This is a genomic window from Agrobacterium leguminum (assembly GCF_015704895.1).
In the GTDB taxonomy this organism is placed as follows: Bacteria; Pseudomonadota; Alphaproteobacteria; order Rhizobiales; family Rhizobiaceae; genus Agrobacterium; species Agrobacterium leguminum.
This window is the reverse complement of the sequence record NZ_JADQWB010000023.1, coordinates 25314-51721: the sequence shown is the minus strand read 5'-3', so window position 1 is coordinate 51721 and position 26408 is coordinate 25314. Positions and strand designations below refer to the sequence as shown.

At 59.2% G+C, this 26408-nt stretch carries 22 protein-coding genes; 13 read left to right on the top strand and 9 right to left on the bottom strand.

Annotation, left to right across the window (positions count from 1 at the left end; genetic code table 11):
• Positions 1 to 6 precede the first annotated feature (6 nt).
• Positions 7 to 402 carry a RidA family protein gene (locus tag I3J13_RS23210; RefSeq protein ID WP_196380383.1) on the bottom strand — a complete coding sequence of 132 codons (396 nt, stop codon included), beginning with the start codon at positions 400 to 402 and terminating at the stop codon, positions 7 to 9.
• A gap of 363 nt (positions 403 to 765) precedes the next feature.
• Positions 766 to 2151, bottom strand: coding sequence for an FAD/NAD(P)-binding protein (locus I3J13_RS23205; RefSeq protein ID WP_196380382.1), 1386 nt, complete (start codon positions 2149 to 2151; stop codon positions 766 to 768).
• 435 nt (positions 2152 to 2586) lie between these two features.
• Here I3J13_RS23205 and repA point away from each other — a divergent pair, with 435 nt between their 5' ends.
• The 6 genes from repA to I3J13_RS23175 all read left to right on the top strand — a co-directional run bounded on the left by repA (position 2587) and on the right by I3J13_RS23175 (position 8545).
• On the top strand, positions 2587 to 3801 hold the full coding sequence (repA, locus tag I3J13_RS23200) for a plasmid partitioning protein RepA (protein ID WP_026363408.1): 1215 nt from the start codon (positions 2587 to 2589) through the stop codon (positions 3799 to 3801).
• Entirely contained in the window at positions 3798 to 4811 is a 1014-nt protein-coding gene (repB, locus tag I3J13_RS23195) for a plasmid partitioning protein RepB (protein ID WP_059758299.1), read from the top strand. The genes repA and repB overlap by 4 nt, the downstream gene beginning before the upstream one ends.
• Before the next feature lie 185 nt (positions 4812 to 4996).
• Entirely contained in the window at positions 4997 to 6274 is a 1278-nt protein-coding gene (repC, locus tag I3J13_RS23190) for a plasmid replication protein RepC (RefSeq protein ID WP_196380395.1), read from the top strand.
• A gap of 460 nt (positions 6275 to 6734) precedes the next feature.
• Positions 6735 to 6947 carry a hypothetical protein gene (locus tag I3J13_RS23185; RefSeq protein ID WP_196380394.1) on the top strand — a complete coding sequence of 71 codons (213 nt, stop codon included), beginning with the start codon at positions 6735 to 6737 and terminating at the stop codon, positions 6945 to 6947.
• A gap of 68 nt (positions 6948 to 7015) precedes the next feature.
• Complete coding sequence (locus tag I3J13_RS23180) at positions 7016 to 7300, top strand: hypothetical protein (RefSeq protein WP_196380381.1); 285 nt, start codon at positions 7016 to 7018, stop codon at positions 7298 to 7300.
• Positions 7301 to 7345: 45 nt separating this feature from the next.
• The gene (locus tag I3J13_RS23175; RefSeq protein ID WP_196380380.1) at positions 7346 to 8545 is read left to right on the top strand and encodes a low temperature requirement protein A; all 1200 of its coding nucleotides are present in this window, start codon (positions 7346 to 7348) and stop codon (positions 8543 to 8545) included.
• 7 nt (positions 8546 to 8552) lie between these two features.
• Here the strand turns inward: I3J13_RS23175 and I3J13_RS23170 are convergent, their stop codons facing one another.
• Complete coding sequence (locus I3J13_RS23170) at positions 8553 to 10022, bottom strand: glycosyl transferase family protein (RefSeq protein ID WP_196380379.1); 1470 nt, start codon at positions 10020 to 10022, stop codon at positions 8553 to 8555.
• Between the two features lie 147 nt (positions 10023 to 10169).
• Between I3J13_RS23170 and I3J13_RS23165 the strand changes: the two genes are divergently transcribed.
• Entirely contained in the window at positions 10170 to 12278 is a 2109-nt protein-coding gene (locus tag I3J13_RS23165) for a TonB-dependent receptor plug domain-containing protein (RefSeq protein ID WP_196380378.1), read from the top strand.
• A gap of 158 nt (positions 12279 to 12436) precedes the next feature.
• Positions 12437 to 12892, top strand: coding sequence for a redox-sensitive transcriptional activator SoxR (gene soxR, locus I3J13_RS23160; RefSeq protein ID WP_003519761.1), 456 nt, complete (start codon positions 12437 to 12439; stop codon positions 12890 to 12892).
• 30 nt (positions 12893 to 12922) lie between these two features.
• Here soxR and amyA read toward each other — a convergent pair whose 3' ends face one another.
• From amyA to I3J13_RS23130, 6 genes are all read right to left on the bottom strand, one after another.
• Entirely contained in the window at positions 12923 to 14410 is a 1488-nt protein-coding gene (amyA, locus tag I3J13_RS23155) for an alpha-amylase (protein WP_196380377.1), read from the bottom strand.
• A gap of 111 nt (positions 14411 to 14521) precedes the next feature.
• Entirely contained in the window at positions 14522 to 16255 is a 1734-nt protein-coding gene (locus tag I3J13_RS23150; protein ID WP_196380376.1) for an acetyl/propionyl/methylcrotonyl-CoA carboxylase subunit alpha, read from the bottom strand.
• Positions 16256 to 16272: 17 nt separating this feature from the next.
• Positions 16273 to 17868 (bottom strand): 5-oxoprolinase subunit B/C family protein, encoded by a 1596-nt coding sequence (locus tag I3J13_RS23145; RefSeq protein ID WP_196380393.1) that lies wholly within the window; start codon positions 17866 to 17868, stop codon positions 16273 to 16275.
• A 7-nt stretch (positions 17869 to 17875) separates the two neighbouring features.
• The gene (locus I3J13_RS23140; protein WP_196380375.1) at positions 17876 to 18685 is read right to left on the bottom strand and encodes a putative hydro-lyase; all 810 of its coding nucleotides are present in this window, start codon (positions 18683 to 18685) and stop codon (positions 17876 to 17878) included.
• Between the two features lie 11 nt (positions 18686 to 18696).
• Positions 18697 to 19464 carry a LamB/YcsF family protein gene (locus I3J13_RS23135; RefSeq protein WP_196380374.1) on the bottom strand — a complete coding sequence of 256 codons (768 nt, stop codon included), beginning with the start codon at positions 19462 to 19464 and terminating at the stop codon, positions 18697 to 18699.
• 79 nt (positions 19465 to 19543) lie between these two features.
• Positions 19544 to 20785, bottom strand: coding sequence for an NRAMP family divalent metal transporter (locus tag I3J13_RS23130; protein ID WP_059758322.1), 1242 nt, complete (start codon positions 20783 to 20785; stop codon positions 19544 to 19546).
• Positions 20786 to 21050: 265 nt separating this feature from the next.
• Here I3J13_RS23130 and I3J13_RS23125 point away from each other — a divergent pair, with 265 nt between their 5' ends.
• The 5 genes from I3J13_RS23125 (at position 21051) to ntrB (ending at position 26408) form a co-directional block, all read left to right on the top strand.
• Complete coding sequence (locus tag I3J13_RS23125; RefSeq protein WP_035260455.1) at positions 21051 to 21716, top strand: GntR family transcriptional regulator; 666 nt, start codon at positions 21051 to 21053, stop codon at positions 21714 to 21716.
• Positions 21717 to 21817: 101 nt separating this feature from the next.
• A complete protein-coding gene (locus I3J13_RS23120) occupies positions 21818 to 22405 on the top strand; it encodes an ANTAR domain-containing response regulator (RefSeq protein ID WP_003519752.1) in 588 nt (195 codons plus the stop codon).
• 34 nt (positions 22406 to 22439) lie between these two features.
• Positions 22440 to 23726 carry a CmpA/NrtA family ABC transporter substrate-binding protein gene (locus tag I3J13_RS23115; RefSeq protein WP_196380373.1) on the top strand — a complete coding sequence of 429 codons (1287 nt, stop codon included), beginning with the start codon at positions 22440 to 22442 and terminating at the stop codon, positions 23724 to 23726.
• A gap of 380 nt (positions 23727 to 24106) precedes the next feature.
• Positions 24107 to 25399, top strand: coding sequence for a CmpA/NrtA family ABC transporter substrate-binding protein (locus I3J13_RS23110; protein WP_035263483.1), 1293 nt, complete (start codon positions 24107 to 24109; stop codon positions 25397 to 25399).
• Positions 25400 to 25514: 115 nt separating this feature from the next.
• Entirely contained in the window at positions 25515 to 26408 is an 894-nt protein-coding gene (ntrB, locus tag I3J13_RS23105) for a nitrate ABC transporter permease (protein WP_196380372.1), read from the top strand.

Here is a 26408-nt window from a genome sequence, read left to right as displayed (position 1 = left end):
TGGGCTTCAGGCCAGCGGCTTATAGGCGATAACGTCCATTTCCACCTTGGCGTCGACCATCAGCGGAGATTGCACGGTGGAGCGTGCCGGCGGATGATCGATGAAATATTTCTGGAAGACAGCGTTGAAGCTCGAAAAATCCCGGGCATCGTCCAGCCAGACATTGACCTTGACGACATCCGCAAGCGTACAATCGGCGAGCGCCAGAACATCCTTGATATTCGCAACCACCTGCTCGGTCTGCGCCACGATTCCGCCAGTCACGACCTCGCCATCGACGGTTGGCACCTGCCCGGAAACATAAACGAAATCGCCGGCGCGGACGGCCTTGGCAAATGGTCGCCGCTGTCCGCCAGCCTGATTGTCCGCCGCCTCATATCGCATCAGTTTCGGCTTTTGCATGAATCCTCGCAAATTATTTTCATAATTTCAGAAATTTTCGCGATTTGTAGCCGATTTCATGACGCATTTCCATAAGCAATGTAAATTATTTAGCAATCGCGCACATTACCTGCGAAATCCGCTGCGGTGCTTACCGCCGATACATTATAGGGAAGTGTATGGCTCATGGTCGATATATGGCGTGATTCATTGGGGAACTGCATGCTTATAATGCGGTCCCCGTGGGCATTCGCGCTGCGTTCCACTCGCCAAATTCGGCATCCATGGAATTTCCAGCACATTATTCAGAGAACAAGTTTGCCGCGGCTAACCTCTTAGGAGAGGTACTGGACACGTCTCGCTTCGGCCGGTCCTTCAACCAGCTCACCCCCGTGCGGAAAGCCGATCGCTCGCTGTCACCCTATCCGTGATCTCTTGCGCGATCTTCTGCGCCTGCACACGAATATCCGGAACAGCGGTAATTTCCCAGAAGCGGCCCGCCGTCAGCGCACCGGCGGCGAAAAGACCGGGCCAGCTTCGTCCGTCCGTCCGCAGCAAACGAGACTGGCCGTCGACTTCCACCCCGAGCCCGAAGGGATCGAGCAAAATAACGCCGTCAGCGCGCATCGTTTCAAGAAGCCGCGAATGGCCGATGCCGGCCCGCTCCATTCCCGTGCAATTGATGACCCAATCGACCTGCAGTCCTTTCAATATCTGCGTATGCCTGCGGCGGTAACACACGACGATCCCCTCCTCTCCTTCTTCTATGGAGCGAAGGTAACCCGCATGAATTTCAAGAACACCATCTGAAAGCAACTTCCCGAAAGCGCCAGACACTTCAGGCGCGATACGGTGCCGATGGATGTTCCACCACGGCAAGGCATGTCGAAGGAACCGGCTGCGCTGCGCAGGTGTAAGACGTTGCCAAAGCGATTGGGTTTGCGGCCGCAAGCCATCCATGACGGTGCGCCACGGCGCACCATCGCGCACCTGCTTGCGCAGAGAGTGCACCAACCGGCTGATCTCCGTCGAGCCTTCGGGTAAATTCGGCCCCACAGGCTGTGACGGCGGGCTGACATGCGGATGCGGCACCAGACCACGACGGGACAGGACATGGATTGGCCCTTGATGTCCTTTTCCCCTCAGAGTCAAAACCTGATCGATCATCGTCAGGCCCGACCCCAGAATACAGATGCGATCCCCGGCTTTAATTTTGGACAACCATCCCGGCTGCCAGCAGTGGCCGATGACACGTTGTGGCCCCTCTTCTTCCTTTGCGACAGTTTGCACCGGCAAACTCGCCGCACCAACACCCAGACACAGAACGACATTCTGCGCGCGCAGCTGCTCACCATTTTCCAGCGTAAAAGAAAATCCGCCCGTGCCATCCGGCCGACAGGCCGAAGCCTTGGCCCGAACGAAGTCCACCCGGGCCCGTTGCTCCCTGCTTCTGAGCAGGCCGGCCAGCCTGTCGCGAAGATAAAGACCATAGTCACCGCGCGAGGCGAACAGCAGGGGATTGTCCGCGATCCCGTTTTCCGCCAACCAGTCGACAAAGTCATCAGGCCTGTCAGGGAAGACACTCATTCGCCCGGCTGGCACATTCAGACGATGATAGGGCAGTTCCGTGCGATAGGCGGTGCCCCGCCCGAAATCCGACTCATCGCCGACGATAGCGATAGAGGCTTCCGCAGGCAGGGACGATAAAAGATGGGCGGCGGTACAGATGGCCGAAAAACCCGACCCGACGAGAGCGACATCATAGGACATTCATTCCTCCAACCTGCGACAGCTTGAACAGCCAGACGACGGGTGTCGAACCCAACGATACTCTAGTCAACGAGTAGAGATTAAACAGATGCGAATGTCTACCCTTCACTTTCTGGCGCCGGAATTATCGGAGGCATAGAAGGTCAAGCACAAAAGTTAGCCGCGGCAAACTTCCGCACGAGGCGGATACTCCGCACGCCAAAAAGACACGATCACGCCCCTCAGTGTGATCGCCAAGACGAAGTTAGCCGCGGCTAACCGTCAAACTGTCACAAAAAGCAAATGTGATTCTTCCACAATGCTTTAGCGGCACTTTCCAACCTGAGAAAAAAGCCTATTGCGCCAAAAAGAGAATCGGCGCTTATATCTCAGTTGCGGAAAAAACCGCCTTTTTCGAAAAAAACCGCTACTGCAATTTCGAGCGAAAGAAGACCGATGACACAGAGTGCCGATTTAAGACGTGCCGCAGGAGCACCCGACCTGACGAGTCTTATACAACAGCATTCGGCTGCGTTGTCAGCCCAATTGCAGGCTCATAATGCAAATACATTTTCACCGCACACCGAAAAGAGCATGCGCCATTTTTCGCCGGCGGAAACCGCACGGTTGATCGGCATCGGCGAAGCCTATCTTCGCCAGATCGCCGCCGAGCGTCCGGAACTCGATGCGGCGCAGGCTTCCGGTCGTCGTTCCTATTCCGTCGAGGATATGGACGAAATCAGAAAATTCCTCGATCAGGGCGCGCGTGGCACACGCCGTTATCTGCCGCATCGCCGTGACGGCGAAGAGTTGCAGGTCATCGCGGTCATGAACTTCAAGGGCGGTTCTGGAAAAACCACGACATCGGCGCATCTGGCACAATATCTGGCGCTGCGCGGTTACCGGGTGCTTGCCATCGATCTCGATCCGCAGGCCAGTCTGTCCGCTCTCTTCGGTCATCAGCCGGAGATCGATGTCGGTCCGAATGAAACGCTTTATGGCGCGATCCGTTACGACGATGAACGCCGGCCGATCGCCGAGATCGTTCGTGGCACCTATATTCCCAATCTCCATATCGTTCCGGGCAATCTGGAGCTTATGGAATTCGAACACGACACGCCCCGCGCCCTGATGCGTCGCGCGCCGGGCGATACGTTGTTTTTTGCCCGCATCGGCCAGGCGATAGCCCAGGCGCAGAACTTTTATGACGTTGTGGTCATCGATTGCCCGCCGCAGCTTGGTTACCTGACGCTTTCAGCGCTGACGGCTGCCACATCGGTTCTCGTCACCGTTCATCCGCAAATGCTTGATGTGATGTCGATGAACCAGTTCCTTGCCATGACCGGCGATCTTCTCGCTGAAATCGGCAGGGCGGGAGCGCGTTCCGACTATAACTGGATGCGTTACCTGATCACCCGTTTTGAACCGAGCGATGGGCCGCAAAACCAGATGGTCGCGTTCCTGCGCTCGATTTTCGGCGAAAACGTCCTCATCCACCCGATGCTGAAGAGCACGGCCGTCTCGGATGCCGGACTGACCAACCAGACACTTTTCGAAGTGGAAAGAACCCAGTTCACCCGGTCCACCTATGACCGTGCGCTGGAAGCCATGAACAACGTAAACGCTGAAATCGAAGGACTGATTAAAAAAGCGTGGGGTAGGGCAGCATGAGCAGAAAACAGATCTTCGCCAATCTCGGTACGCCGGGCACCGACAGCAACGAGACTGCCACCGAGCGGTCGCGTCCGCGTATCAGGCCCATCCTCGGTTCTCCGGAACTCGTGACGGATGTTCTGAATTCCCCGGTCGGCATGATCGGCCAGTCGCTCAACGAAGTATCGGAACGCGCCAAGCGCGCAGAAGAGATCGAAAAGCAGCTCGCGGAAGGTCTTACGATCGTTTCGCTCAACCCTGCCGATATCGATCCCTCTTTCATACCCGATCGTATGCCAGCCTCGGAAGAGGCGGATGCAGGTCTGGTAGAGGCCATTCGTGAACAGGGCCAGCAGGTTCCCATTCTGGTGCGCCCGCATCCCGAATTCCCCGGCCGTTATCAGGTCGCCTTCGGCCATCGTCGCCTGCGCGCCGTCTCCAGCCTCGGTATTCCGGTCAAGGCGGTCGTTCGTGATCTTAGTGACGAGCAGCTCGTCGTTGCCCAGGGACAGGAAAATAACGAGCGTCGCGACCTCACCTATATCGAAAAGGCACGTTTTGCCCAGAAACTGCAGATGCGGTTTCCTCGGGATACGATCATGGCCGCCATGTCGCTGCACAAGGGCGATCTCTCCAACATGCTTTCGGTTGTCGGCCGCATTCCCGAAGATCTGGTCGATCTGATTGGCCCGGCTCCGACTGTTGGCCGTCGTAACTGGATGGATCTTGCCGATCAGCTTTCCTCCTCGCAGGTCAAGGAAGCAGCCCGCGCCTATGTCAAGGATGCATCGGTTGCCGCCCTGCCATCGGAAGAACGTTTCAAGTCGCTTCTGGATTTTCTGAAGCCCAAGGCGCAGGCGAAAAAAACCGGCGTCTGGTCATCGCAAACCGGCGGCCGACTGGCAAAGGTGGTCGAGAGCGACCGCAAGCTGGATATCTCCATCGACAAGAACGAAGCTCCGGAATTTGCCGAGTTCGTTCTGGAACATCTTCAAACGCTGTTTGCCGAATACCGGTCCAAGCAGTGATTTTTAACTCGAACGACTAACAGGAGACGCATCACAAAAGAAAAAAGCCCCCGAACGTTGCCGCGCGGAAGCCTTTCTTTGATTTAAGCACCCGAAGAATCTCATTTCCGCGAATCATAGTCAAGAGTCTTGGCATCGAATTTTTCGGTGAGCGATTTTCTTTTGCCTTGTGAAAGGTGAAAGACATGGACAGCACATGTGTAACGACGCCCTTTGGGCGGCGAGCGATGTCGTTTGGCGTCCTCGCAACCCAGTTCGCCGCGCAGAAAAACAAGAAAATCGAAGCGGTCGATAAATGGAAACTCTATCGTTCGGTCTGCGAAGCCAGGCCATTGCTCGGCGTGACTGATCGCTCACTTGCGGTCCTGAACGCGCTTTTGAGTTTTTATCCGAAGAACGAACTTTCCAACGAAGCCGGATTGGTTGTCTTCCCGTCGAATACGCAATTGTCACTCAGGGCCCATGGCATGGCCGAGCAGACATTGCGCCGGCATCTTTCGGCTCTTGTTGAGGCCGGTCTCATCATTCGCAAGGACAGCCCGAACGGAAAACGATACGCCCGCAAGCACAGGGGAGGGGAAATCAGCGAGGCTTACGGTTTTTCGCTGGCGCCGCTTCTTGCCCGCAAAGCGGAAATCGAGGAACTGGCCGAACGCATCGTCAGCGAGCGGCTCGATCTTCAGCGGCTTCGTGAAAATATCAGCCTTTGCCGCCGCGATATCCAGAAACTCTGCGAGATGATTGCCGCGAGCGGTGAAGTCGAAACCTTCGAAGGGTTTCAGACCCGCTACAATGCCATTGCCCGCTCTCTCGGCCGCAATTCCAAGCCTGCGGAGCTTCGGGAAATCGCCGGATTTTTGGCCTCTTTGCGCGCGGAAGTGACCAACTATCTGGAAAATATTGAAAAATCGGAAAAAACGGGCGGCAATGACTGCCAAAATGAGCGCCTCATAAAGAATTCAGAATCCGAATCCATATCTGAACGGCAAGATTTGCGCGAACCGGCAACCGTTGCACCTGCCAGCACGGCAAGCACCCAGCCGGCATATGTGGCACCCGTCAGTCCAAAAGCTTCGCCTCAGTCAGCAAAGCCTGTTCTTCATAAGCAATTTTTTGTTCCTGATATTGTTTTGGTTTTGAAGGCTTGCCCGGATATCTCGCTCTATGCCCCAGGCGGAGCGGTTACCGGATGGCGCGATCTTGAAGTGGCGACATCCGTCATCAAAACCATGTTCAACATCAGCCAGTCGGCGTATCAGGATGCGCTTGTCACATTCGGCCGACAGGGAACGGCAGCCATTCTCGCATGCCTTTTGCAGAAAGCGGACCAGATAAGCTCGCTTGGCGGATATCTGCGTAATCTGACCCGTAAGGCGCAGGACGGCGGCTTCGATGTGCAGACTATGCTTCTGGCGCAGTTGCGAGGACGTAAGGACACCATGGAGGCGAACATGCTTTCGTGAGTTCACACGGGCCTCGGGAAATGGTCATCGCTTGCGGAAAAAGCAGACGGAAGTTACATTAACGCCGTTTCCGCAAGTAGAAAGAGATTCGCATGAGGCTGCTGTAGCAACAGTGCAGCCGGTGGATTTCTATGGTTAATGCAAGGTAATGAAAACTAAGCTCGGTTTAGCTTTCGTTTGCGTTTTTCCGTGATTGGTTTCAATCGCTTGAGTCGAGGCTGTTTTTCGTCGAAATTGCGACGAGAAGAGCGGAAAAGCGCAATCTGTATGCACGGAGCACCTGGCAAAACAGGCGTGTGGTACTGAATAGAAGCGCATGCCCGGGCGCCGCAAGACCGAGATATGGCCATCGGAAGTGAATGCACGGTCGACAGACAAAGCCTCGCGCCGAGGCGACGAAGTTGAACTTTCTGCGAGGTCCTGCGTTTGCGCTCAATTGCTTGAACGGATGGCTGAGCTGATGAATTTTCCGGATGACATGGAACTGGCCGTCGCCCTCTACATGGCGGATAATGCCTTGCCTCGGGAAAGGGCTATCGAAAAGCTCCTGAGGGCGGAGCTCGAAAACACTGGCCATCTGCCCGGTGACGAAGGTCGGCCGCCGGAGATCGTCGGTGGGCAACCGAGCGCGGACTATGTTCAATATAGCTCCTACCTTGATGGGGATGGCTGACGAGCGGCGGAACCAAAGCGGGCGAGGGCTGTTTATGGCGCAGATAATTGTGCCAGGATATGCGTCCCATGTTTCCCAGATCATTTCTTCTTTCAGCCGCACTCGCCGCGATGACGAGCCTGCCGGCAATTGCCCAGCCTCTCGAGGTCAGCACGCTTGCGGTTTCCAGTGCCGACAGCATTCCGCTTTCGCCAGAGGCCGCGACCCCGAACTACATTACCGACGTCTCTGGGAAGAAAGTCCGTCTGGTTGGGCCGCGTTTTTATCCCGACAGTGCGCGGGCGCTGGAGTTTCCCGGCCGAAAGTCGAACCCGGTTGCATCGGGCAGCGAAGAGGCTTTGTCGCAACGGTGAGGGGCATGGTGAGAAGACCGGTCGAAATATTGCGGCGGAGGTGGAATGAGGACCAGGGGTGAGCTTCAAGGACGCAAAGCGGATGCGGAAAGCTGGATAAGGCAGGAGGGCCAGGACGCCGGCAAGGCCAGTTTTCCCGAATTGTTCTTCGATCTGGTCTTTGTTTTCGCGCTGATCCAGCTCTCCCACGCGCTGGCCAAGGATTTTGGGCCCACGGCGGCGCTTGAGGCCGGCATCCTGATATTGTCGCTCTGGTGGCTATGGATACACACCACCTGGATCACAAACCTGCTGAACACGGAAAAGGAGCCAGTCAGGATCCTGCTGTTCGTGCTGATGTTCGGCGGCGTTCTGCTGGCCATCGCGCTGCCGGAGGCTTTTGCGGAACAGGGCCTTGTCTTCGCCCTGATCTACAGCGTGATGCAGGTCGGTCGAAGCCTGTTCGCTCTCTATGCGTTCAGGGGTGAAGACCGGCAGTCCTTTCTGGTCTTCGTGCGCGTGACGATCTGGCTCGTGGTATCGAGCCTGTTCTGGCTGGCCGGTGGGCTCGTCGATCTGGCGGATCGCATTCTCCTGTGGGGCATCGCACTTGCAATTGAATATGCCGGCCCTGCCTGCCGTTATGTCGTGCCGGGCGTGGCCTCGAGCGACGAGGACAGGCTGCATCTTTCCGGTGAGCATCTGGCGGAGCGATGTGCGCTTTTCGTCATCATCTGCCTTGGCGAAACGATCCTGACCACGGGACGCACGGCCACCGAATATATGAATTCGGGCCTGACATTCATCGTCTTCTGCTCCGCTTTCGTCAGTACCGTGGCGATGTGGTGGATTTATTTCCATCACGGGCAGGAGGAGGCTTCGAGAAAAGCCGAGAATGCCGAAGAAAAGGCGAAGATCGCCCATAATCTTTTTAACTACGGGCATTTGCCCATCGTGGCCGGTATCATCCTGACGGCGGTGGGTGAGGATTTCAGCCTCTCCCATGCGCGGGATGGCGCAACGATGCGCGAAGCGCTCGCCATTCTCGGCGGTCCGGTCCTGTTTCTGGCCGGCAATATCGGCGTCAAGATCGCCGTCGCCTATCAGCGACCGGTTTCGCATTTTGCCGGCGTGGCGGCGCTCTGCCTGCTTTTGCCGGTGCCGGGTATTCCCCTCTTCGTGCTGCAACTGGCGAGCACGGCAATTCTTCTGCTTGTCGCCCTTTGGGAATATCTGGCGCTGAAAAGGGCGGTCGCCAATGCCTGACCCTTGATCAGGCGTTGACGAGATTGCGCGCCCTGTCGTTCCAGAGCCGAAGGCTGCGGGCATAGGCTTCCTCGAAGGGCAGAGCCATATCGTTGACCAGCATCAGCGCGATGGCCGTCGTGGAGATGATAGTGGTTTCTGCCCTTTCGTCCCTTGCGGCACCCGTCCAGACCGCCCGCCAATATTCGAAGGTTGTGAACATGGTCGGCATTTCGGCGGGCGGCGTTTCGCGTGCGGGAACGATGAATTCCACATCCCTGCCTTTCGAAAGACCGAAAATCCGGGTGCTGCGAAACGGCGTGAATTGCGCGAAATCCCGCGTATTGCCGAGAATGGCGAGGTTTTCCACCGAAAGCAGCCGCGCCGTGTCCCGATGAAGTTCCTGATAGGACGGGCGGGCGACGCCGATGATCGTGCTTCTGGCGCGAAGCGGATTGAGAAGATGCACGACCGTATTGAGCGGCAGGCGCATCTCCAGAATGCCGTACAGGCCAAGCAGGCTTTGAAACTGCAGGGACAGACCACCGATCGGCAGGTAGGCGATGCGTTCCGAGGCTGTGGCTTTCGCCGCCTGCGAAAGCGAGTGGCAAAGGGGAATGCCGCAGGCCTGTGCTGCAAGTTCAAGCTTGCCGCCGTTTTCTCCCTGCCCCACATGCCCGTGCAGCAGGACGCTATATCCCGCCATGGCGACAAGACGCGCGGAATGGAGGAACCACGGCGCATCGCGATGTTTCGGCGACATATAAGCGGGCCAGTCGAGATCCACCGATGCAGGTCCTTGCTGGTTCCTCTCTATATGTCGCCACATGGCTTCGATGAAACCGGCAAGCTCCGCCGCGGTCACGCCGCGATAATGCATGGTGGCGAGCAAGGCCCCGATCTGTATCGGGTCGGCATCGCCATCGAGAATAATCGAGAGCGCATCCATCGCTTCCACCTGGCTGAGCGGGCGGCTGTTGCCGATGCCCATCGCGCAGGTTGCGATATATTTGGCAAGCCTCTGCTGCGGATCGGCATTGTGGCCGATGCGCGCGAGACGGTCGGCGATGTTTTCCGGTGTCGGCTGACCTTCCAGAAGAACGCTGGGGCGAAGCGAAAGCGGCGGCGCCTTCATCAGCACAGGCCGCTCCCAGCCGCTTGCACTGGCGTTGGCCGGGGCGGCGGGTTTTTCCTGCGAATAGTCGATCAGGTTCTCGGCCTCCGCCGCCAGCGAACGAATGCGCAGCCGCATGTTTTCGGCAAAGGGGGTGGGACGCAGGCCCTGACCGGTGCGCAGAAAAAGCTGGTCGCCGTATCTTTCGCGCAGCTGCTGCAAGATGCGGCTCATGGAAGATGTCGGCAGTCCCATGCCCGCCGCCGCGCGGCTGACGCTGCCTTCCCGCAACAACGCATCGAAAGCGACAAGTAGTTTCAGCTGCCCAAGCCTGTCGGGTTTTGTCGTGGAGGCTGGTTCATCTTTTCTCTTGCCGGTTGTCATCTTGCGATTTTTTTACTCCGCCGCTTGTCCGGGGAGCCCTTTTTGCAATTTCTGGAATTTAGAACTGTTCGAAAACAAACGCGTTGCGCCCGCACTCCCTCCTAAATAAGTGGGGTTAAATTCTCAAGTTAAATGCGGGGGCGTAACATGGAATTGAAGTACCGCGGTCGAGATATGGCCGCGACGATAATAAAGGCCGGTCTTTCGGCAGCAATGGCGGGAACGGCTCTCAGCATTGCTCTGCCGGTTTTTGCGCAGCAGGCGTCTGAGGGGAACACGGTTCTTCAGCAGATCGTCGTCACCGCATCCGGTTTCGAGCAGAATGTAAAGGACGCTCCGGCTAGCATCACGGTTGTGACGCGGGAAGATCTGGAAAAGGGATCCTATCGCGATCTCACCGATGCCCTGCGGGAAGTTCAGGGCGTATCGGTCACCGGTATTGCCAATGAAAAGGATATTTTCATTCGCGGTCTGCCCGGCGCTTACACGCTGGTTCTGGTTGACGGCAAGCGGCAGAGCACGCGCGATGCCCGCACCAACGGCAATTCCGGCTTCGAACAGAGTTTCGTGCCGCCGGTTTCGGCGATCGAGCGCATCGAAGTGGTGCGCGGGCCGATGTCCTCGCTTTATGGTTCGGATGCCATGGGCGGTGTCATCAACATCATCACCCGCAAGGTCGGCGATGTCTGGTCAGGTTCCGTCACCACCGAAGGCACGGTTCAGCAGCATTCCAAATTCGGCAATAGCGGCCAGGTCTCCTGGTACGCCAACGGACCGATCCTGAAGGACCAGCTCGGTCTGCAGCTCTGGGGCAGGGGTTTCACACGCGGCGAAGACCGTATTCTGAGCGGCACCACGGGCGCCAAGGAATATGATTTCAACGGTCGTCTGACGTTTACGCCGAACGAAGATCACGACATCTATCTCGAAGGCGGCAAGACGCGGCTGCGCCGCAACGCCGAGCCCGGCGACACGCTGGCGGCGACGGACGCAAACGGCACCTACAATACCAATACGCGCGACCACTGGTCATTGTCGCATACCGGCCGCTGGGGGCCGACCACATCCGAATTTTCGTTCCAGCAGGAATGGGCGGAGCGCACCAACTTCACCAGAAATATCCGCACCGGCCGCGTGACAGAAAATCCGCGCTCGCCGGAAGTGCGCAACACCGTTCTCGATGGCAAGTTCACCACGCCGTTCGAATTGTTCGGCAACCACACGCTGGTCACGGGCGGACAATATTTCGAGGCGCGGCTGACCGACCAGAACCCGGGACGCCGCACCGGCCGCGACGAGACATTTTCGGCGACGCAATGGGCGCTCTTCCTCGAGGATGAATGGCGCATTGTCGATAATTTCGCGCTGACGGGCGGTCTTCGTCTCGATAATCACGAGAAATACGGCAATCATTTCAGCCCGCGCCTTTATGGCGTCTGGAGCGCGACCGAGGAACTGACCATCAAGGGCGGCGTCTCTACCGGTTTCCGCGCCCCGGAAATCCGTCAGATCGCACCGGGTTACGCCTATACGACGGGTGGCGGCGGTTGCACCTATGGCCCGAGCGGCACCTGCGGCGTGATCATCGGCGACCCCAACCTCGAAGCGGAAAAGAGCACGAGCTATGAAGTGGCCGCGCTTTGGGACAATGGCGACGTCGCTCTCGGCGCCACCTATTTCTACACCGATTTCAAGGACAAGATTTCCAATGCGCTGGTGCTCAATCCGGATGGAACGCCTGCTCGCTGGAGCGAAGACCGCAACTATCGTCTCTGGTACAATTACAACATCGACGATGCGGTCATTCAGGGTGTGGAACTGACGGCGACATGGTATGCGACGCCGGACCTGACGCTGCGCGGCAACTATACCTATACCCATTCCGAACAGAAAACCGGCGACTATGAAGGCTTCCCGCTGGCGCGCACGCCGGAGCATATGGCCAATCTGCGCGGCGACTGGGTGACCCCAATCGACGGTCTGGAAGCCTGGGCCTCGCTGAATTACCACGGATCGGAAATCAATGCCGGCCCGCGCATCGGCACCAACGGCACGCCTGTGACGATCAACGGCAAGGCCGGGCGTAAATATGACGCCTACACCACGCTGGATATCGGCGCGAAATATGCGGTCGCCGAAAATGTCGATCTCAACGCCGCCATTTACAATGTCTTCGACAAGGATGTCGGCACCGATGATTTCAACACCGTCATGGAAGGCCGCCGTTTCTGGATCAGCATGACAGCGAAGTTCTGATCCGTCGCCACATTCACGAAATTTGGAGGCGCCTTTGGGCGCCTCTTTTTTGGGCTATCGCCTATTGACCTCAACTATGGTTGAGGAATTATACCGGCTGCTCTTCACTATGTTTCCGCGTTTTCCGAGCGGAAATCGTTACGGAAGCAGGAGCCAGAATGGAAAATACCGTATTCAAGCACAGCCTGACGGTTGGGGAGGTTGCCCGCCGCAGCGGCATCGCCGTGTCCACCATCCATTTTTACGAGGCGAAGGGGCTGATTGAAGGCTGGCGAACCGCCGGTAACCAGCGCCGTTATCATCGCGCCGTCCTGCGGCGTATCGCCATCATCCGCATCGCGCAGCGGGCAGGTATACAGCTCAGCATCATCAGGGATGCGATGGCCGACCTGCCGCAGGATCGGGTGGCGACGACGGCCGATTGGCGCAGGTTTTCCCAATCCTGGCGGGAAATGCTGCAGCTTCGCATCAACAGCCTTATCATGCTGCGCGATCAGCTTACCGGCTGTATCGGTTGCGGGTGCCTTTCGCTGGATGATTGTCCGTTGCGCAATCCGAACGATGTTCTGGCCGATGACGGCGCAGGTCCGCGCCGCCTCGTGTCCGCGGAATGAACCGGATTTCCGAACCGGAACGATTGTTCCTCACTCGGAATCGGCTGCAACCCAGACGCTGACGCTGCCGCCATTGGTGGGAAAGACGCCCTTGCCGCTCTCATCGAGGGTAATCCGTTCTTCACGGTGCCCGAGAAAGTCATGCCAGACCGCCCCGGCGTGATCGGGACCGAGATCGATCTGCTTTTCCGCCGGCTCGCCATTCGACATCACCACCACGCAGCCCGGCGCATCGGCGGTGCCGTGGCGAATAAAGGCGATGCAGCTTGCATCGTCGAGAATATCCGTCTGGGCTCCGTTGGCGAAACGGCTGCGGGCTTCGATGAGTTTCGGCAGGCATTCAATGGCGGGCATATCGATTTTATATTCGTTGCCGTCATTGCCGGTGTCGGTATAGCTCGTGCCGAACAGATCGGGATAAAAGACGCAGGGCACACCCTCTTCGCGCAGCAGGATGATCGCATAGGCAAGAGGTTTGAACCAGGGTTCCACCGGCGCTTCCAGCGATTGCAGCGGCTGCGTGTCGTGATTGTCGACCAGCGTGACGGCATGGTCTGGAACGGCGGAGACAAGCGAACCATCGAAGATGCTGCGCATATCGAAATCGCCGCCCTGTTTCGAGGCATCGTGGAAGCTGTGATGAAGCGCGACATCGAAAAGCATCAGCTGCTTGTCGACGAGTTCTAGATAGCTTTTCAGCGCCTCGAGATCGGGGTGCCAATATTCCGCCACGACGAAAAGATCGGGATCGACCGTTTCGCGCATATGGCCGACCCAGTCGCGGAAGAACCAGGCCGGAATATGTTTGGCGGCATCGAGGCGGAAGCCATCGACCTGCACCTGCTCGGAGAGCCAGCGGCCCCAATATTTGAGCTCTTCGTAAACCGCCCGGTTCCTGAACTCGACATCGGCACCCATCAGATAATCGAAATTGCCGTTTTCCTGATCGACTTCCTCATTCCATTCCCCATCGCCATACTCATTGACGAGGCGGAATATGCCGTCTTCGGTCGGCTCTTCGATGTGGTCGACGCCGCTGAAGCACTTCAGGTCCCAGATGAATTTGGAGTGTTTGCCGCTGCGGCCGGGAAAGGTGAAGCGGGTAAAGGCCTGCGCCTGAAAGTCTTCATCGTCGATTTCGGTACGGTCTTCGGGATTGACGCGGCGAACCCGCACCTTCTCCTTTTCATCCGCACCCATCTTGTGATTGAGAACCACGTCATGAATGACGCGGATGCCGTTTTCCTTCAGCGTCCGGCCCGCATGTTCGAGGGCGGCGCGATCGCCATATTTGGTGGCGACGGTGCCCTTCTGGTCGAATTCACCGAGGTCGAAGAGATCGTAGGTATCGTAACCGACCGAATAGCCGCCGGCAGCACCCTTATAGGCCGGTGGCAGCCAGATATCGGTGATGCCCATTTTGGCAAGGCTTTCGGCCTTTTCGGCCACCTCGCTCCATAATTTCCCTCCGTCCGGATAATACCAATGGAAGAACTGAAGCAAGGTCCGTCCGGCCATATTTCCCTCACAGTCGTTAGCAGGTCGCGCCATAAACGGCCCGGCGGCGAAAGGGTTCCGCCGCCGGCCATACGCGATCTGCAATTGTGAGGCCGGCTGGCCGTTCGTATATTAGCCGGCTATGTCGAGAAGGGCTGCGCCCGCCTGCAGATAGTCGCCTTCCTTGACGATCAGGCGAACTTTGCCCGCCTTGGTGGCGACAATCTGCGTTTCCATCTTCATGGCTTCCATAACGGCCAGAAGATCGCCTTCGGAAACCAGGTCACCGTCTTTTACCTTGAAGGACTGCAGCGTGCCGGAAACCGGGGCGGTGATTTCGCCTTCCTTTTCCTTGGTGGCGGCGGTGCCGGGAACAGCCGTGCTACTGCCACTAACCGCACCGAGGCTGGAGAGCAGCAGACTGGGCAGACCGACCGATACACGCTTGCCGTCGATTTCCAGAAAAGTGCGGGTGACGGAAGGGTCTTCGGCCGGTGCCGGGCGCTCCATGGCATCCGGCATGGCGGCGAAATCGGTCTCGATCCAGCGGGTGTGAACCTTGAAGCCGTCGGTGCCGATGAAATCATCGGTTTCGATTGCGGCGCGATGGAAGGGCAACACCGTGGCGATGCCTTCGATACGGAACTCCTTCAGCGCGCGGCGGGCGCGGCGCAGGACCTGATCGCGGTCGGCACCCGTGACGATCAGCTTTGCCATCAGCGAGTCGAATACGCCCGGCACGCTGGAGCCGCTGACGACGCCGCTATCCACGCGAATGCCGGGACCGGAGGGGGCATCGAAAAGCGAGATCGAGCCGGGCGTCGGCAGGAAGCCTCGGCCGGGATCTTCGGCATTGATGCGGAATTCCATCGAATGTCCACGCGGTTCCGGCGTTTCGAGAACCCGCAGTCTATGGCCTTCGGCAATACGGAATTGCTCGATGACGAGATCGATACCGGTGGTTTCTTCGGTAACGGGATGTTCCACCTGCAGGCGCGTGTTGACCTCGAGGAAAGAAATCGTGCCATCGACGCCGAGCAGGAATTCGACGGTGCCGGCGCCGGAATAACCGGCAGCGGCGCAGATAGCTTTGGCAGCCGCATGGATTTTCTGCCGCTGTTCGGCGGAGAGGAAGGGGGCGGGAGCCTCTTCGATGAGCTTCTGGTTCCGGCGCTGCAGCGAGCAGTCGCGGGTGCCGAGGACAAGCACATTGCCATGCTTGTCGGCGAGAACCTGCGCCTCGATATGGCGCGGCCGGTCGAGGAAGCGCTCAAGGAAACATTCGCCGCGGCCAAAGGCGGCCGTCGCCTCGCGCACGGCGGATTCGTAGAGATCGGCGATCTCTTCCATCTTCCACGCAACCTTCAGGCCGCGACCGCCGCCGCCATGGGCCGCCTTGATAGCGACGGGCAGGCCGTGTTGTTCCGCGAAGGCGGTGACTTCGGCAGCGGAAGCGACCGGGCCGTCACTGCCGGCGACCAGCGGTGCGCCGACGCCGGTGGCAATGCGCCGTGCCTCGACCTTGTCACCCAGGGCCTCGATGACATGCGGATCGGGGCCGATCCAGACGAGGCCGGCATCGAGAACGGCACGCGCAAATTCAGCGCGCTCGGACAGGAAGCCGTAACCGGGATGAATGGCATCCGCACCGGCGCGTTTGGCAATCGCGATCAGCTTGGCGATGTCGAGATAGGTCTCGGCCGGGCGCACGCCCTCCAGCGCATAGGCCTCATCGGCCAGCCGGACGAAGAGCGCTTCCTGATCGGGATCGGCATAAACGGCGACCGATTGCACGCCGTAATCGCGACATGCGCGGATGATGCGCACCGCGATCTCGCCGCGATTGGCAATCAGCACTTTTTTCATCGCTCTTCTCCTCGGAATTATGTGTTCTTGGCCGCGATTTCGGCGAAGGGGCCGATCGGGCGGAATTTGATTTTGGCGTTGACGGGGATTTGCCCGGCAAGATCGAGATGATATTCGGCGACAGCACCGATGACGGGATAACCGCCGGTCAGCGGATGGTCGGCAAGGAACAGAACCGGCTGGCCGCTATGGGGAATCTGGATCGCTCCCGTCGCCGTGCCTTCGCTCGGCAATTCGGCGCTGTCCTTGCGCTCTACCGGCACTTCGCCGGCAAGGCGGATGCCGACCCTGTTCGATTGCGGTGTGACCTGCCAGAGCTGGCCGGTCAGCGTCTCGATGCCCTTTTGCGTGAACCAGTCCGTTCGCGGTCCGAGAACGACGTCCAGCGTGACGACCTCGCCGGTTGCCGGCGCTTCGAAGGCCTGAACCTCGTCGATCGATACGCTGGAAAGGCCAGTCTTCTCGCCCTTGAGGGAAAGGATGGCGCCCGCGCCCACCGGCTCGGGACCGACGATAGCAAGCGTGTCGGTGGCGAAGCTGCCCAGCACCGGCTCGACCTCAAAACCGCCGCGCACCGCAAGATAACAGCGCATGCCCTTTGGCGGCTGACCGAAAGTGACCACATCACCAGGTTCGAGCGACACCGGGCCATGGGTCTTGGCCGCGAAACTGCGATCTGCCGTGGTGATGGTGACGGGGCAGGGCGCACCTGCAATGCCGATGACGGCGCGGCTCGTGCTCTTAAAGGAAAATCCGCCGAGCGTCAGTTCGAGACAGGGCGTGTTGACGGGGTTGCCGACGATGCGGTTTGCGGCATTGAACGCGCCGCGATCCAGTGCGCCTGAGGCAGAAACGCCCTGTCCCGTCTGGCCGAAGCGGCCGAGATCCTGGAAGATGGCGGGCATGGGGGCGGCGAGCACCTTGAAATGCGGGCCTGCTTTTGCCCGGTCTTTCCCGGCGCTGCGCGGTGCTGAGACGGGGATGTCGACCGTTTTGCCGGCCTTGTCCATGTCGAAGAAACGCACGCGGTAACCCGGCTGAAAAAGCGCGCCGGGATCGCGGTCTATGTCCCACATCTTCACCGGCGTGGTGCCGATGATCTGCCAGCCGCCGGGGCTGTTTTGCGGGTAGACGCCGCTGAAGGCGCCGGCCAGCGCCACCGAACCTGCCGGAATGCGGGTGCGTGGGCTTTGCCGACGCGGCACATGCAGCGCCGGATCGCCACCGACCAGATAACCGAAGCCGGGAGCGAAGCCGCAAAAGGCCACGGTGAATTCGCTTTCGGTGTGGCGGCGGATGACCTCTTCGATGCTCATGCCGGTCAATTCGGCAACATCGGCGAGGTCCTCACCATTGTAGTGGACGGGAATTTCCACGAGATTGTCCGAAGGCGCGATTTTTGCGGAGAGATCGCGGCTTGCCAGCCGCGCGGCCAGCGCTTCGGCACCGATCTTCTCAGGGCGAAAGCGGATCATCAGGGTGCGGGCAGCCGGCACCGTCTCTTCGATGCCTTCGACCGGATCGTTCTGAAGCGAGGCGAAAAGCGCCAGCGTTTCATCGAGATCGGCGAGTTCGACAAGAATGGTGGTGAGGCTGACGGGGAGAAAACGCATCATGTCCTCACGCGTGATAGGCTGAATCGGGAATATCGGTGATGAACATGTGTCCCGGCGCATGGGTGATCGCAAAGGGCACGCCCGACGCCATCACGGCGGCCTGGGGTGTGACGCCGCAGGCCCAGAACACCGGAACCTCGCCCGGCTCGATCCGCACCGCATCGCCGAAATCAGGCTTCGAAAGATCGGTAATGCCGATCTCTTCCGGTGCGCCGACATGTACGGGTGACCCGTGTACGGCCGGAAAACGTCCCGAAATGGTCGCAGCATCGGCCACGCGCGAGGCCGGGATCGGCCGCATGGAAACGACCATATTGCCCTTCAGCCGACCGGCCGGGCGGCAGGGCCGATTGGTAAGATACATCGGCACATTGCTCTTGTCGGTCATATGGCGGATTTCGATGCCCGCTTCCACCATCGGCGTTTCGAAGGTGAAGCTGCAGCCGATCAGGAAAGCGACGAGATCGTCACGCTCCGCCCAGGCGGCGGTGGCGTCAGCCGTTTCCTCGACGAGCTTGCCGTCCCGCCAGATGCGGTAGAGCGGCAGGTCGGTTCTCAGATCAGCGCCGGGCGCCAGAAGCGTGGTGGGCGAACCGGGATCGGAGACATCCAGCACCGGGCAGGGTTTGGGATTGCGCTGCGCATAAAGCAGGAAATCGAAGGCCCAGTCGCGCGGCAGCACGATCATGTTCGCCTGCGTGAAGCCGGGTGCAATGCCGGAAGTTGGGGCGACGAGGCCGCCGCGATAGGTGGCGCGGGCTTTGCGCGCGGCGTCCGCGTCCGTGTGGTTGAGATAGGATGTCGGTATCGTCATCGGCTATCCTTTCAGCGATTGGATGCGAAAGAGCGGATGTCGATGCCATCAGCCTCGAAACGGCGGCGGATTTCCTGGGCTATGGCGACCGCGCCGGGGCTGTCGCCGTGCACGCAGATGGATTGCGCTTCGATTTTTATGATGCTGCCATCTATCGCCTCCAGCGTGCCCTCGCGGGCAAGCTGTACCATGCGGTCGGCGATTTTGGCTGCGTCGTGCAGCACGGCACCGGCCTCGCGGCGGGAGACGAGCTGGCCCTGAGGCGTATAGGCGCGATCCGCGAAAGCTTCGGCGACGACGGCGAGACCCGCCTTGCGGGCGAGATCGAGAATGGGCGCGTTGGCGAGGCCCATCAGCACCAGCGAAGGATCGATGGCCTTGATGCCGTCGATCACGGCCTGCCCCTGTTTCGCGTCATTGGCGATGCGGTTGTAAAGCGCGCCATGCGGCTTGACGTAACGCACCGTTGTGCCGGCAGCGGCCGCGATGCCTTTCAGCGCGCCGATCTGGTAGATGACATCGGCAATCAGTTCTTCCGAGGTCGCGTCCAGATCGCGGCGGCCGAAGCCGACGCGGTCCGGATAGGAGACATGGGCGCCGATGACCACGCCTTTTTCGGCGGCGGCCTTGACGGTGCGGTAGATACCGGCCGGATCGCCGGCATGAAATCCGCAGGCGATGTTGGCGCTGGAAACGATAGCGAGCATCGCTTCGTCGTCTCCCATGCGCCATGCGCCGTAACTTTCGCCAAGATCGCTGTTGAGATCGATAGCGGCCATGTTTGCCTCCCTTTAGAGCATTTCCAGCAAAAGTGCGTAGCGGTTTTGCGTTCGGAAAATGCGTAAAAACACTAGTTTATTACAGGCCGAGCAGGCCGAAGATGGTGCCGGCGGACTTGTAGCCCATGTACCATGTCAATGCGCAGGTCAGAACGCCAAGCACAAGCAGGATGCGCGGGTAACGATAGCCGCCCATCAGGTCTTCGCGCTTCCATGCGGCGAACAGGAAGATGCTGAGGCCGATGGGCAGGATGAGACCGTTCAGGCCGCCGACGAAGACCAGCATGGCGGCGGGTGGCGTGGTGATCAGCAGGTAGCAGACGAGCGAGACGGCGATGAAAACGATCGTCGCCATGTTGCGGGCGCGTTCGGTCATGTCCTGCTTGAAGACGGGCAGGAATGAAACCGACGTATAGGCCGCGCCGATGACGCTGGTGATGGCCGCTGCCCAGAAGATGATGCCGAAGAGCCGGAAGCCGAGATCGCCCGCAGCCGAACGGAAGGCCTGTGCGGCAGGGTTGGCGGCCTGGCCCGACGTATCGATGATGACGCCGCTGGCGACGACGCCGAGAATGGCGAGGAACAGCACGTAGCGCATGACGCCGGTGACGGCGATGCCGGTTAGCGCGGCGCGGTTGACGGCAGGCAGGTTTTCGATGCCGACCATGCCCCGGTCAAGCAGCCGGTGGGCGCCGGAATAGGTGATGTAACCGCCGACGGTGCCGCCGACGATGGTGGTGATGGTTGCGAAATTGATCGTGTCCGGCAGGAAGGTCTGGCGGAAGGCGTCACCCACCGGCGGTGCGGAAACGAAGGCCACATAAAGCGTCAGTACGATCATCAATATACCGGCGAAAATGATGAACCGGTCGACGGCAAGGCCCGCGCGTTTGGAAACGAAGATGGCGATGGAAAAGACCGCGCTAATCGCGCCACCGATTTTCGGGTCCAGCCCGAAAATGGCGTTCAGGCCAAGGCCGGTGCCGCCAATATTACCGATGTTGAAGAACAGACCGCCGATGATGACGAGAATGGCCAGAAGATAACCGGAGCCGGGAATGGCGGCATTGGCGATGTCGGATGCGCGCATGCGCGTCAGCGTCACGATACGCCAGATGTTGAGCTGGACGACGAAGTCGATAAGGATGGAGGCGAGGATGCCGAAGGCGAAGGCGGCACCGAGCTGGGTGGTGAATGTCGCCGTCTGCGTGATGAAGCCGGGACCGATGGCGGATGTCGCCATCAGGAAGATCGCCCCCATCAGGGATGCGCGTTTTGACATTTTCATATCGGCAGTCGGGGTGAGCTTTTTCTGCTCCATGGATTTTCTCCGCTCCTGTCGCAATCCGCCCCTCGCGGATGCTTTATGCCGCCGATCTTGTCGTGTTCTGCGAAATTGTCAACTTTGTTCAACAATATAAAGTTATCGTTCTTTCATTTTGTCCATTTGTTGGACGTAATGAGCAGGATTTAATCACGTTTTTTTCGTGCTTTGCTAATGCTTTGTGCTATGGGCAATCATGCCGTGCCCGAACTTGCCTGTCACGGAATTCCCGATGCTGCATTGCCTTAAGGAAAGAAGCGCCATGACGGAAACGATAGAAGGTCTTCCGCTTGCGGATCGATTGGCCAAGGGTATCCGCACCCTGCTGATCTCCGGCGAGTTGATGCCGGGACAGCGTTTATCGGAGGCAGCCTTCAGCGAGCGCTTTGATGTCTCCCGCAATTCCCTGCGCGAAGCCTTCCGTCTGCTGACAAAGGATGGACTCTTGCGCCACGAGGCCAATCGCGGGGTCTTCGTTGCTGTTCCCACGATGGCATCCGTGATCGACATCTATCGCGTGCGACGCATGGTGGAATGCGGCGCACTTCGCCAGGCCTGGCACAAGCATCCCGCAATCAAGACGATGCGGGCAGCGGTCGAGGATGCCAAGGTCAAGCGTGAAGATGCCGACTGGCTGGGTGTGGGCAGCGCCAACATGAAATTTCACGCCGCCGTCGTCGATCTTCTCGACAGCGCCCGCCTCAGCGATTTTTACGAGCGTATCGCCGCTGAACTCAGGCTTTGTTTCGGCTTGCTGAAAGATCCCGAACAGCTTCATTCCCCCTTTGTGGACATGAACAGCAAGATCCTGTCGCTGATGGAAGAAGGCAAGGCGCAAGAGGCCGGCGACGAGATGGAAATTTATCTCAATCTGTCCGAGCGGACGGTTCTGAAGGCGCTTGAACGCGCCGTCGAACACGCTTCCTGACATGACGGGCGGCAGGGTAGGAAACGACCCTTGCCGCTCCCGCCATTTTTTGCAGCCGCAGCCGATTGCCAAGTTTGCTGCGCTGCGTCATCAATGCTGACATGACGCTTCGCGACCTGACCATTCTCGTTATCGACGAAAACGCGATCCGCGCCTCCATCATCGAGGAGGGGCTGCGCGAGGCCGGCTATCATCGCGTCACGGTCATCCATGAGGTGAACGGGGTGGCGCGCACCATCGAGACGCTGCAGCCCGATGTCATCTTCATCGATCTTGAAAATCCCAATCGTGACATGATGGAGCATCTGTTCCAGCTTACCCGCACGGTCGGCCGGCCGATCGCCATGTTTGTCGATCGCTCCGATACCGCGTCCATCGAGGCGGCCGTCGAGGCGGGCGTTTCCGCCTATGTGGTGGACGGGCTGAAGAAGGAGCGGGTCAAGCCCATTCTCGATATGGCGGTCAGCCGCTTCAATGCCTTCAGCCGTCTTCAGCGGGAACTTGCCGAAGCGAAATCGGCGCTCGAGGAACGCAAGGTCATCGAGCGTGCCAAGGGCATTCTGATGAAGATGCGCGGCCTTTCCGAAGAGGAGGCCTTTGCGCTTTTGCGGCAAACCGCGATGAACGAGAAAAAGAAGATTTCCGAGATCGCGCAAAGCGTGGTCACCGCGGCCGGTCTGTTGATGTGACGAACCGCCGGTCGGACAGTGTGGAGTGAATGATATGGCGGCACCGGAAAAAACGGCCGGATCAGACGGCGGAGTAACGCAAGCACCGGCAATCGTCGGCAGCGAGCGGCAGAAAATCCTGCGCGCCGGCTTTATTCCCCTTGTCGACGCATCCGTCCTGATTGCTGCGGCCGAATTCGGTTTCGCAGAACGCGAAGGCCTTTCGCTCGATCTCGTCAAGGATGTTTCCTGGGCGAATGTGCGCGACCGGCTGGCGTTTCGGCAATTCGATATCGCCCACATGCTGTCGCCGATGCCCGTCGCCTCCATGCTCGGGCTCGGCTCCAACCCGTCGCCGACCATCACGCCCTTTTCACTCGGACGCGGCGGCAATGCTATCACGCTTTCGACCCGGCTGTTTGCACGGATGAAGGCTTTGACCGGGCTTTCCGAAACGGCGGGAGCGCTCGAAAATGCCGAGGCGTTGAAGCGGGTGCTCGATGATATGCGCGCCCGCGGCGAACCGCCGCCGACGCTTGGCATGACCTATCCGTTTTCATCGCATAATTACGAGTTTCGCTACTGGCTTGCCGCCGGCGGCATTCACCCCGATCACGATGTCAAGCTTGTGGTGGTGCCGCCGCCATTGACCTCGGATGCGCTTGCCGCAGGGGCCATTGACGGTTTCTGCGTCGGAGCGCCGTGGAACATCGTCGCCGCCGAGCGCGGTGTCGGTCGCATCGTTGCGGCCAAGCAGGATTTGTGGCCTTCCGCACCGGAAAAGGTCATCGGCATGCGACCCGAATGGGCGGAAAACCAGCAGGAAACGGTGGGACGGCTGCTGACGGCGCTCGATGCCGCCGCGCGCTGGTGCGACCTTGCCGAAAATCACGATGATCTCAGCGCAGCGCTTGCCGATCCCCGCTATATCGGCGCACCGGAAGGCATCATCCGTCGTGTGCTTGCCGGTGAATTCAGCATCGACAGCCAGGGCAACCGCCGGGTAATCGACAATTATTTCATCTTCCACGGCGGTCACGCCAATTATCCGCGCCAGAGCCAGGCATTGTGGATCTACAGCCAGATGATCCGCTGGGGGCAGGCCGAGTTTTCACAGGTCGGTGTGGAGGCCGCCCTGTCTGCCTACCGGCCGGATATTTATCGGGCGGCGCTGGGCGACGCCAATGCACCTGACGATGCCGATATCCGCATCGAAGGGCAGGAAGAGCATGACCGTTTCGTGGATGGCCTCGTATTCGATCCCGCCGACATTACAGGCTACGTGAACGCCTTTTCCGTGCGCACCGCCGCGCCGTTTTCTCCGACTTCAGGCGAGACGTAAGCGGCGTCATGCTTTACAGGCTGCGCAAATTTCAAGCGCAGGATTCTTCTCTTTGCACAAATGGAAGACAGAAAACGCGCTGGTTAAAATTTAATCAGTAGATCGATTTTCAAAAATACTCCTTTATTTTCAATAATATAATCTGTTTTTTATAAACTGGCACGCCTCTTGCTTCTTGTTTTTTGCACCGGTCAACGGCGATCGGGGCGAGCAAGGCGCGGCATAGGCGCTTTCACAAGACACAGACGTCGCAAGGTTTTGCTGCCCGGAACACCTCCCGTTCCGCAGGCGCAAACACCGAGCGGCGTTTTTTTATTTTCAGGTTTTTTCGCAAGCGAAAACGTCACCCGCAGAGGTGGCCCAATAAGGGGAACATGCGAATGAAAAAGATATTCTCCGGCGATGTCAGCCGCCGCACGATACTGAAGACGACAGCCACCGCCGCCCTTGTCAGCGCCGTGCGCGTGGCCTTTCCGTCCGGTGCTTTCGCAGCCACCGCTGAGCCCGAAGTGAAAGGCGCGAAAATCGGCTTTATCGCGCTCACCGATGCCGCTCCGCTCATCATTGCGGCGGAAAAGGGCCTGTTCGCCAAACACGGCATGCCGGATGTCGAGGTTCTGAAACAGGCCTCCTGGGGTGCGACGCGCGACAATCTCGTGCTCGGCGGCGCATCGAACGGCATCGACGGCGCACACATCCTGACGCCGATGCCCTATCTCATGCATACCGGCAAGGTGACCCAGAACAATGTGCCGGTGCCGATGACCATCCTCGCCCGCCTCAACCTCGACAGCCAGGGCATTTCCGTCGCCAAGGAATATGCCGAAACCGGCGTTCAGCTGGATGCCTCCAAGCTGAAGGCGGCTTTCGAGAAAAAGAAGGCCGAGGGCAAGGAAATCAAGGCCGCCATGACCTTCCCCGGCGGCACGCATGATCTGTGGATCCGCTACTGGCTTGCCGCCGGCGGCATCGATCCGGACAAGGACGTCTCCACCATCGTCGTTCCGCCGCCGCAGATGGTCGCCAATATGAAGGTCGGCAATATGGACGTCTTCTGTGTGGGCGAACCCTGGAACGAGCAGCTCGTCAATCAGGGCATCGGTTTCACCGCCTGTACCACCGGCGAACTCTGGAAGGGCCATCCGGAAAAGGCGCTCGGCATGCGTGCGGACTGGGTGGAGAAGAACCCCAACGCCACCAAGGCGCTGCTGATGGCTGTCATGGAAGCGCAGCAATGGTGCGATGAGATGGCGAACAAGGAGGAAATGTCCACCATCCTCGGCAAACGCCAATGGTTCAACGTGCCGCCGAAGGACGTGCTTGGTCGCCTGAAGGGCAATATCAATTACGGCAACGGGCGTGTGCTCGAAAATACCGGCCTGCAGATGAAGTTCTGGCAGGACCATGCCTCCTATCCCTTCCGCAGCCACGACAGCTGGTTCATCGCGGAAAACATCCGCTGGGGCAAATTCGCGCCCGATACGGATGTGAAGGCGCTGGTGGAGAAGGTGAACCGCGAGGATATCTGGCGCGCGGCGGCCAAGGATCTCGGCGTTGCCGATCTTCCCGCCTCCACCTCGCGCGGCAAGGAAACCTTCTTCGACGGCAAGGTCTTCGACCCGGAAAACCCGTCGGCCTATCTCGAAAGCCTGTCCATCAAGGCGGCCTCCTGAGGAGGAGACCCGGGGTGTCGCCCCTCATCCGCCAGATGCGCTGCCCAACCGGCGCGACTGAAGACCGGATGAGGGGCGAGCCCCAGACCGCAACCGAAATCAAGAGGAAATGCCCATGTCCGCATTGGCCCGAAAATTCAACGAAGAGCCGCAGCAGCCGGTAGCGCAGAAGGCAAACGTCGTGGCACTTGCGCCGAAACAGTCGCCGCGGATCGATCTGCGCAAATGGGGTGCGGCGGCGGCCCGCAACATCGTACCGCCGTTCATCGTCCTCGCCATTCTGCTGGGCGTCTGGCAATTGCTCTGTTCCGCCCCCGGCTCATCGCTGCCGCCGCCGAGCCAGGTTTTCGAGGAGAGCTACGATCTCATCGTATCGCCGTTCTTCCATAACGGTTCGCAGGATATCGGCCTTGGCTGGCGCGTTCTGGTCTCGCTGGAGCGTGTGGCCTATGGTTTCGGCCTCGCCGCCATTGCCGGCATCATCCTCGGCGCGGTGATAGGCCAGTCGGTCTGGGCCATGCGCGGTCTCGATCCGATCTTTCAGGTTCTGCGCACCGTGCCGCCGCTTGCCTGGCTGCCGCTTTCGCTGGCCGCCTTTCAGGATAGCAACCCTTCCGCCATTTTCGTGATCTTCATCACTTCCATCTGGCCGGTCATCATCAATACCGCAGTCGGCGTGCGCAATATTCCGCAGGATTACCGCAACGTGGCGCAGGTGCTGCGGCTCAACCAGCTGGAATTCTTCTTCAAGATCATGCTGCCTTCGGCGGCACCCTACATCTTCACCGGCCTGCGTATCGGTATCGGCCTTTCTTGGCTCGCAATCGTCGCGGCGGAAATGCTGACCGGCGGCGTCGGCATCGGTTTCTTCATCTGGGATGCGTGGAACTCCTCCCGCCTGCCCGACATCATCGTGGCGCTCGTCTACATCGGCGTCGTCGGCTTCGTGCTCGACAAGCTGGTGGCGGCGCTCGGCAAGGTCATCACCCGCGGCGCTGCGGCAAATTAA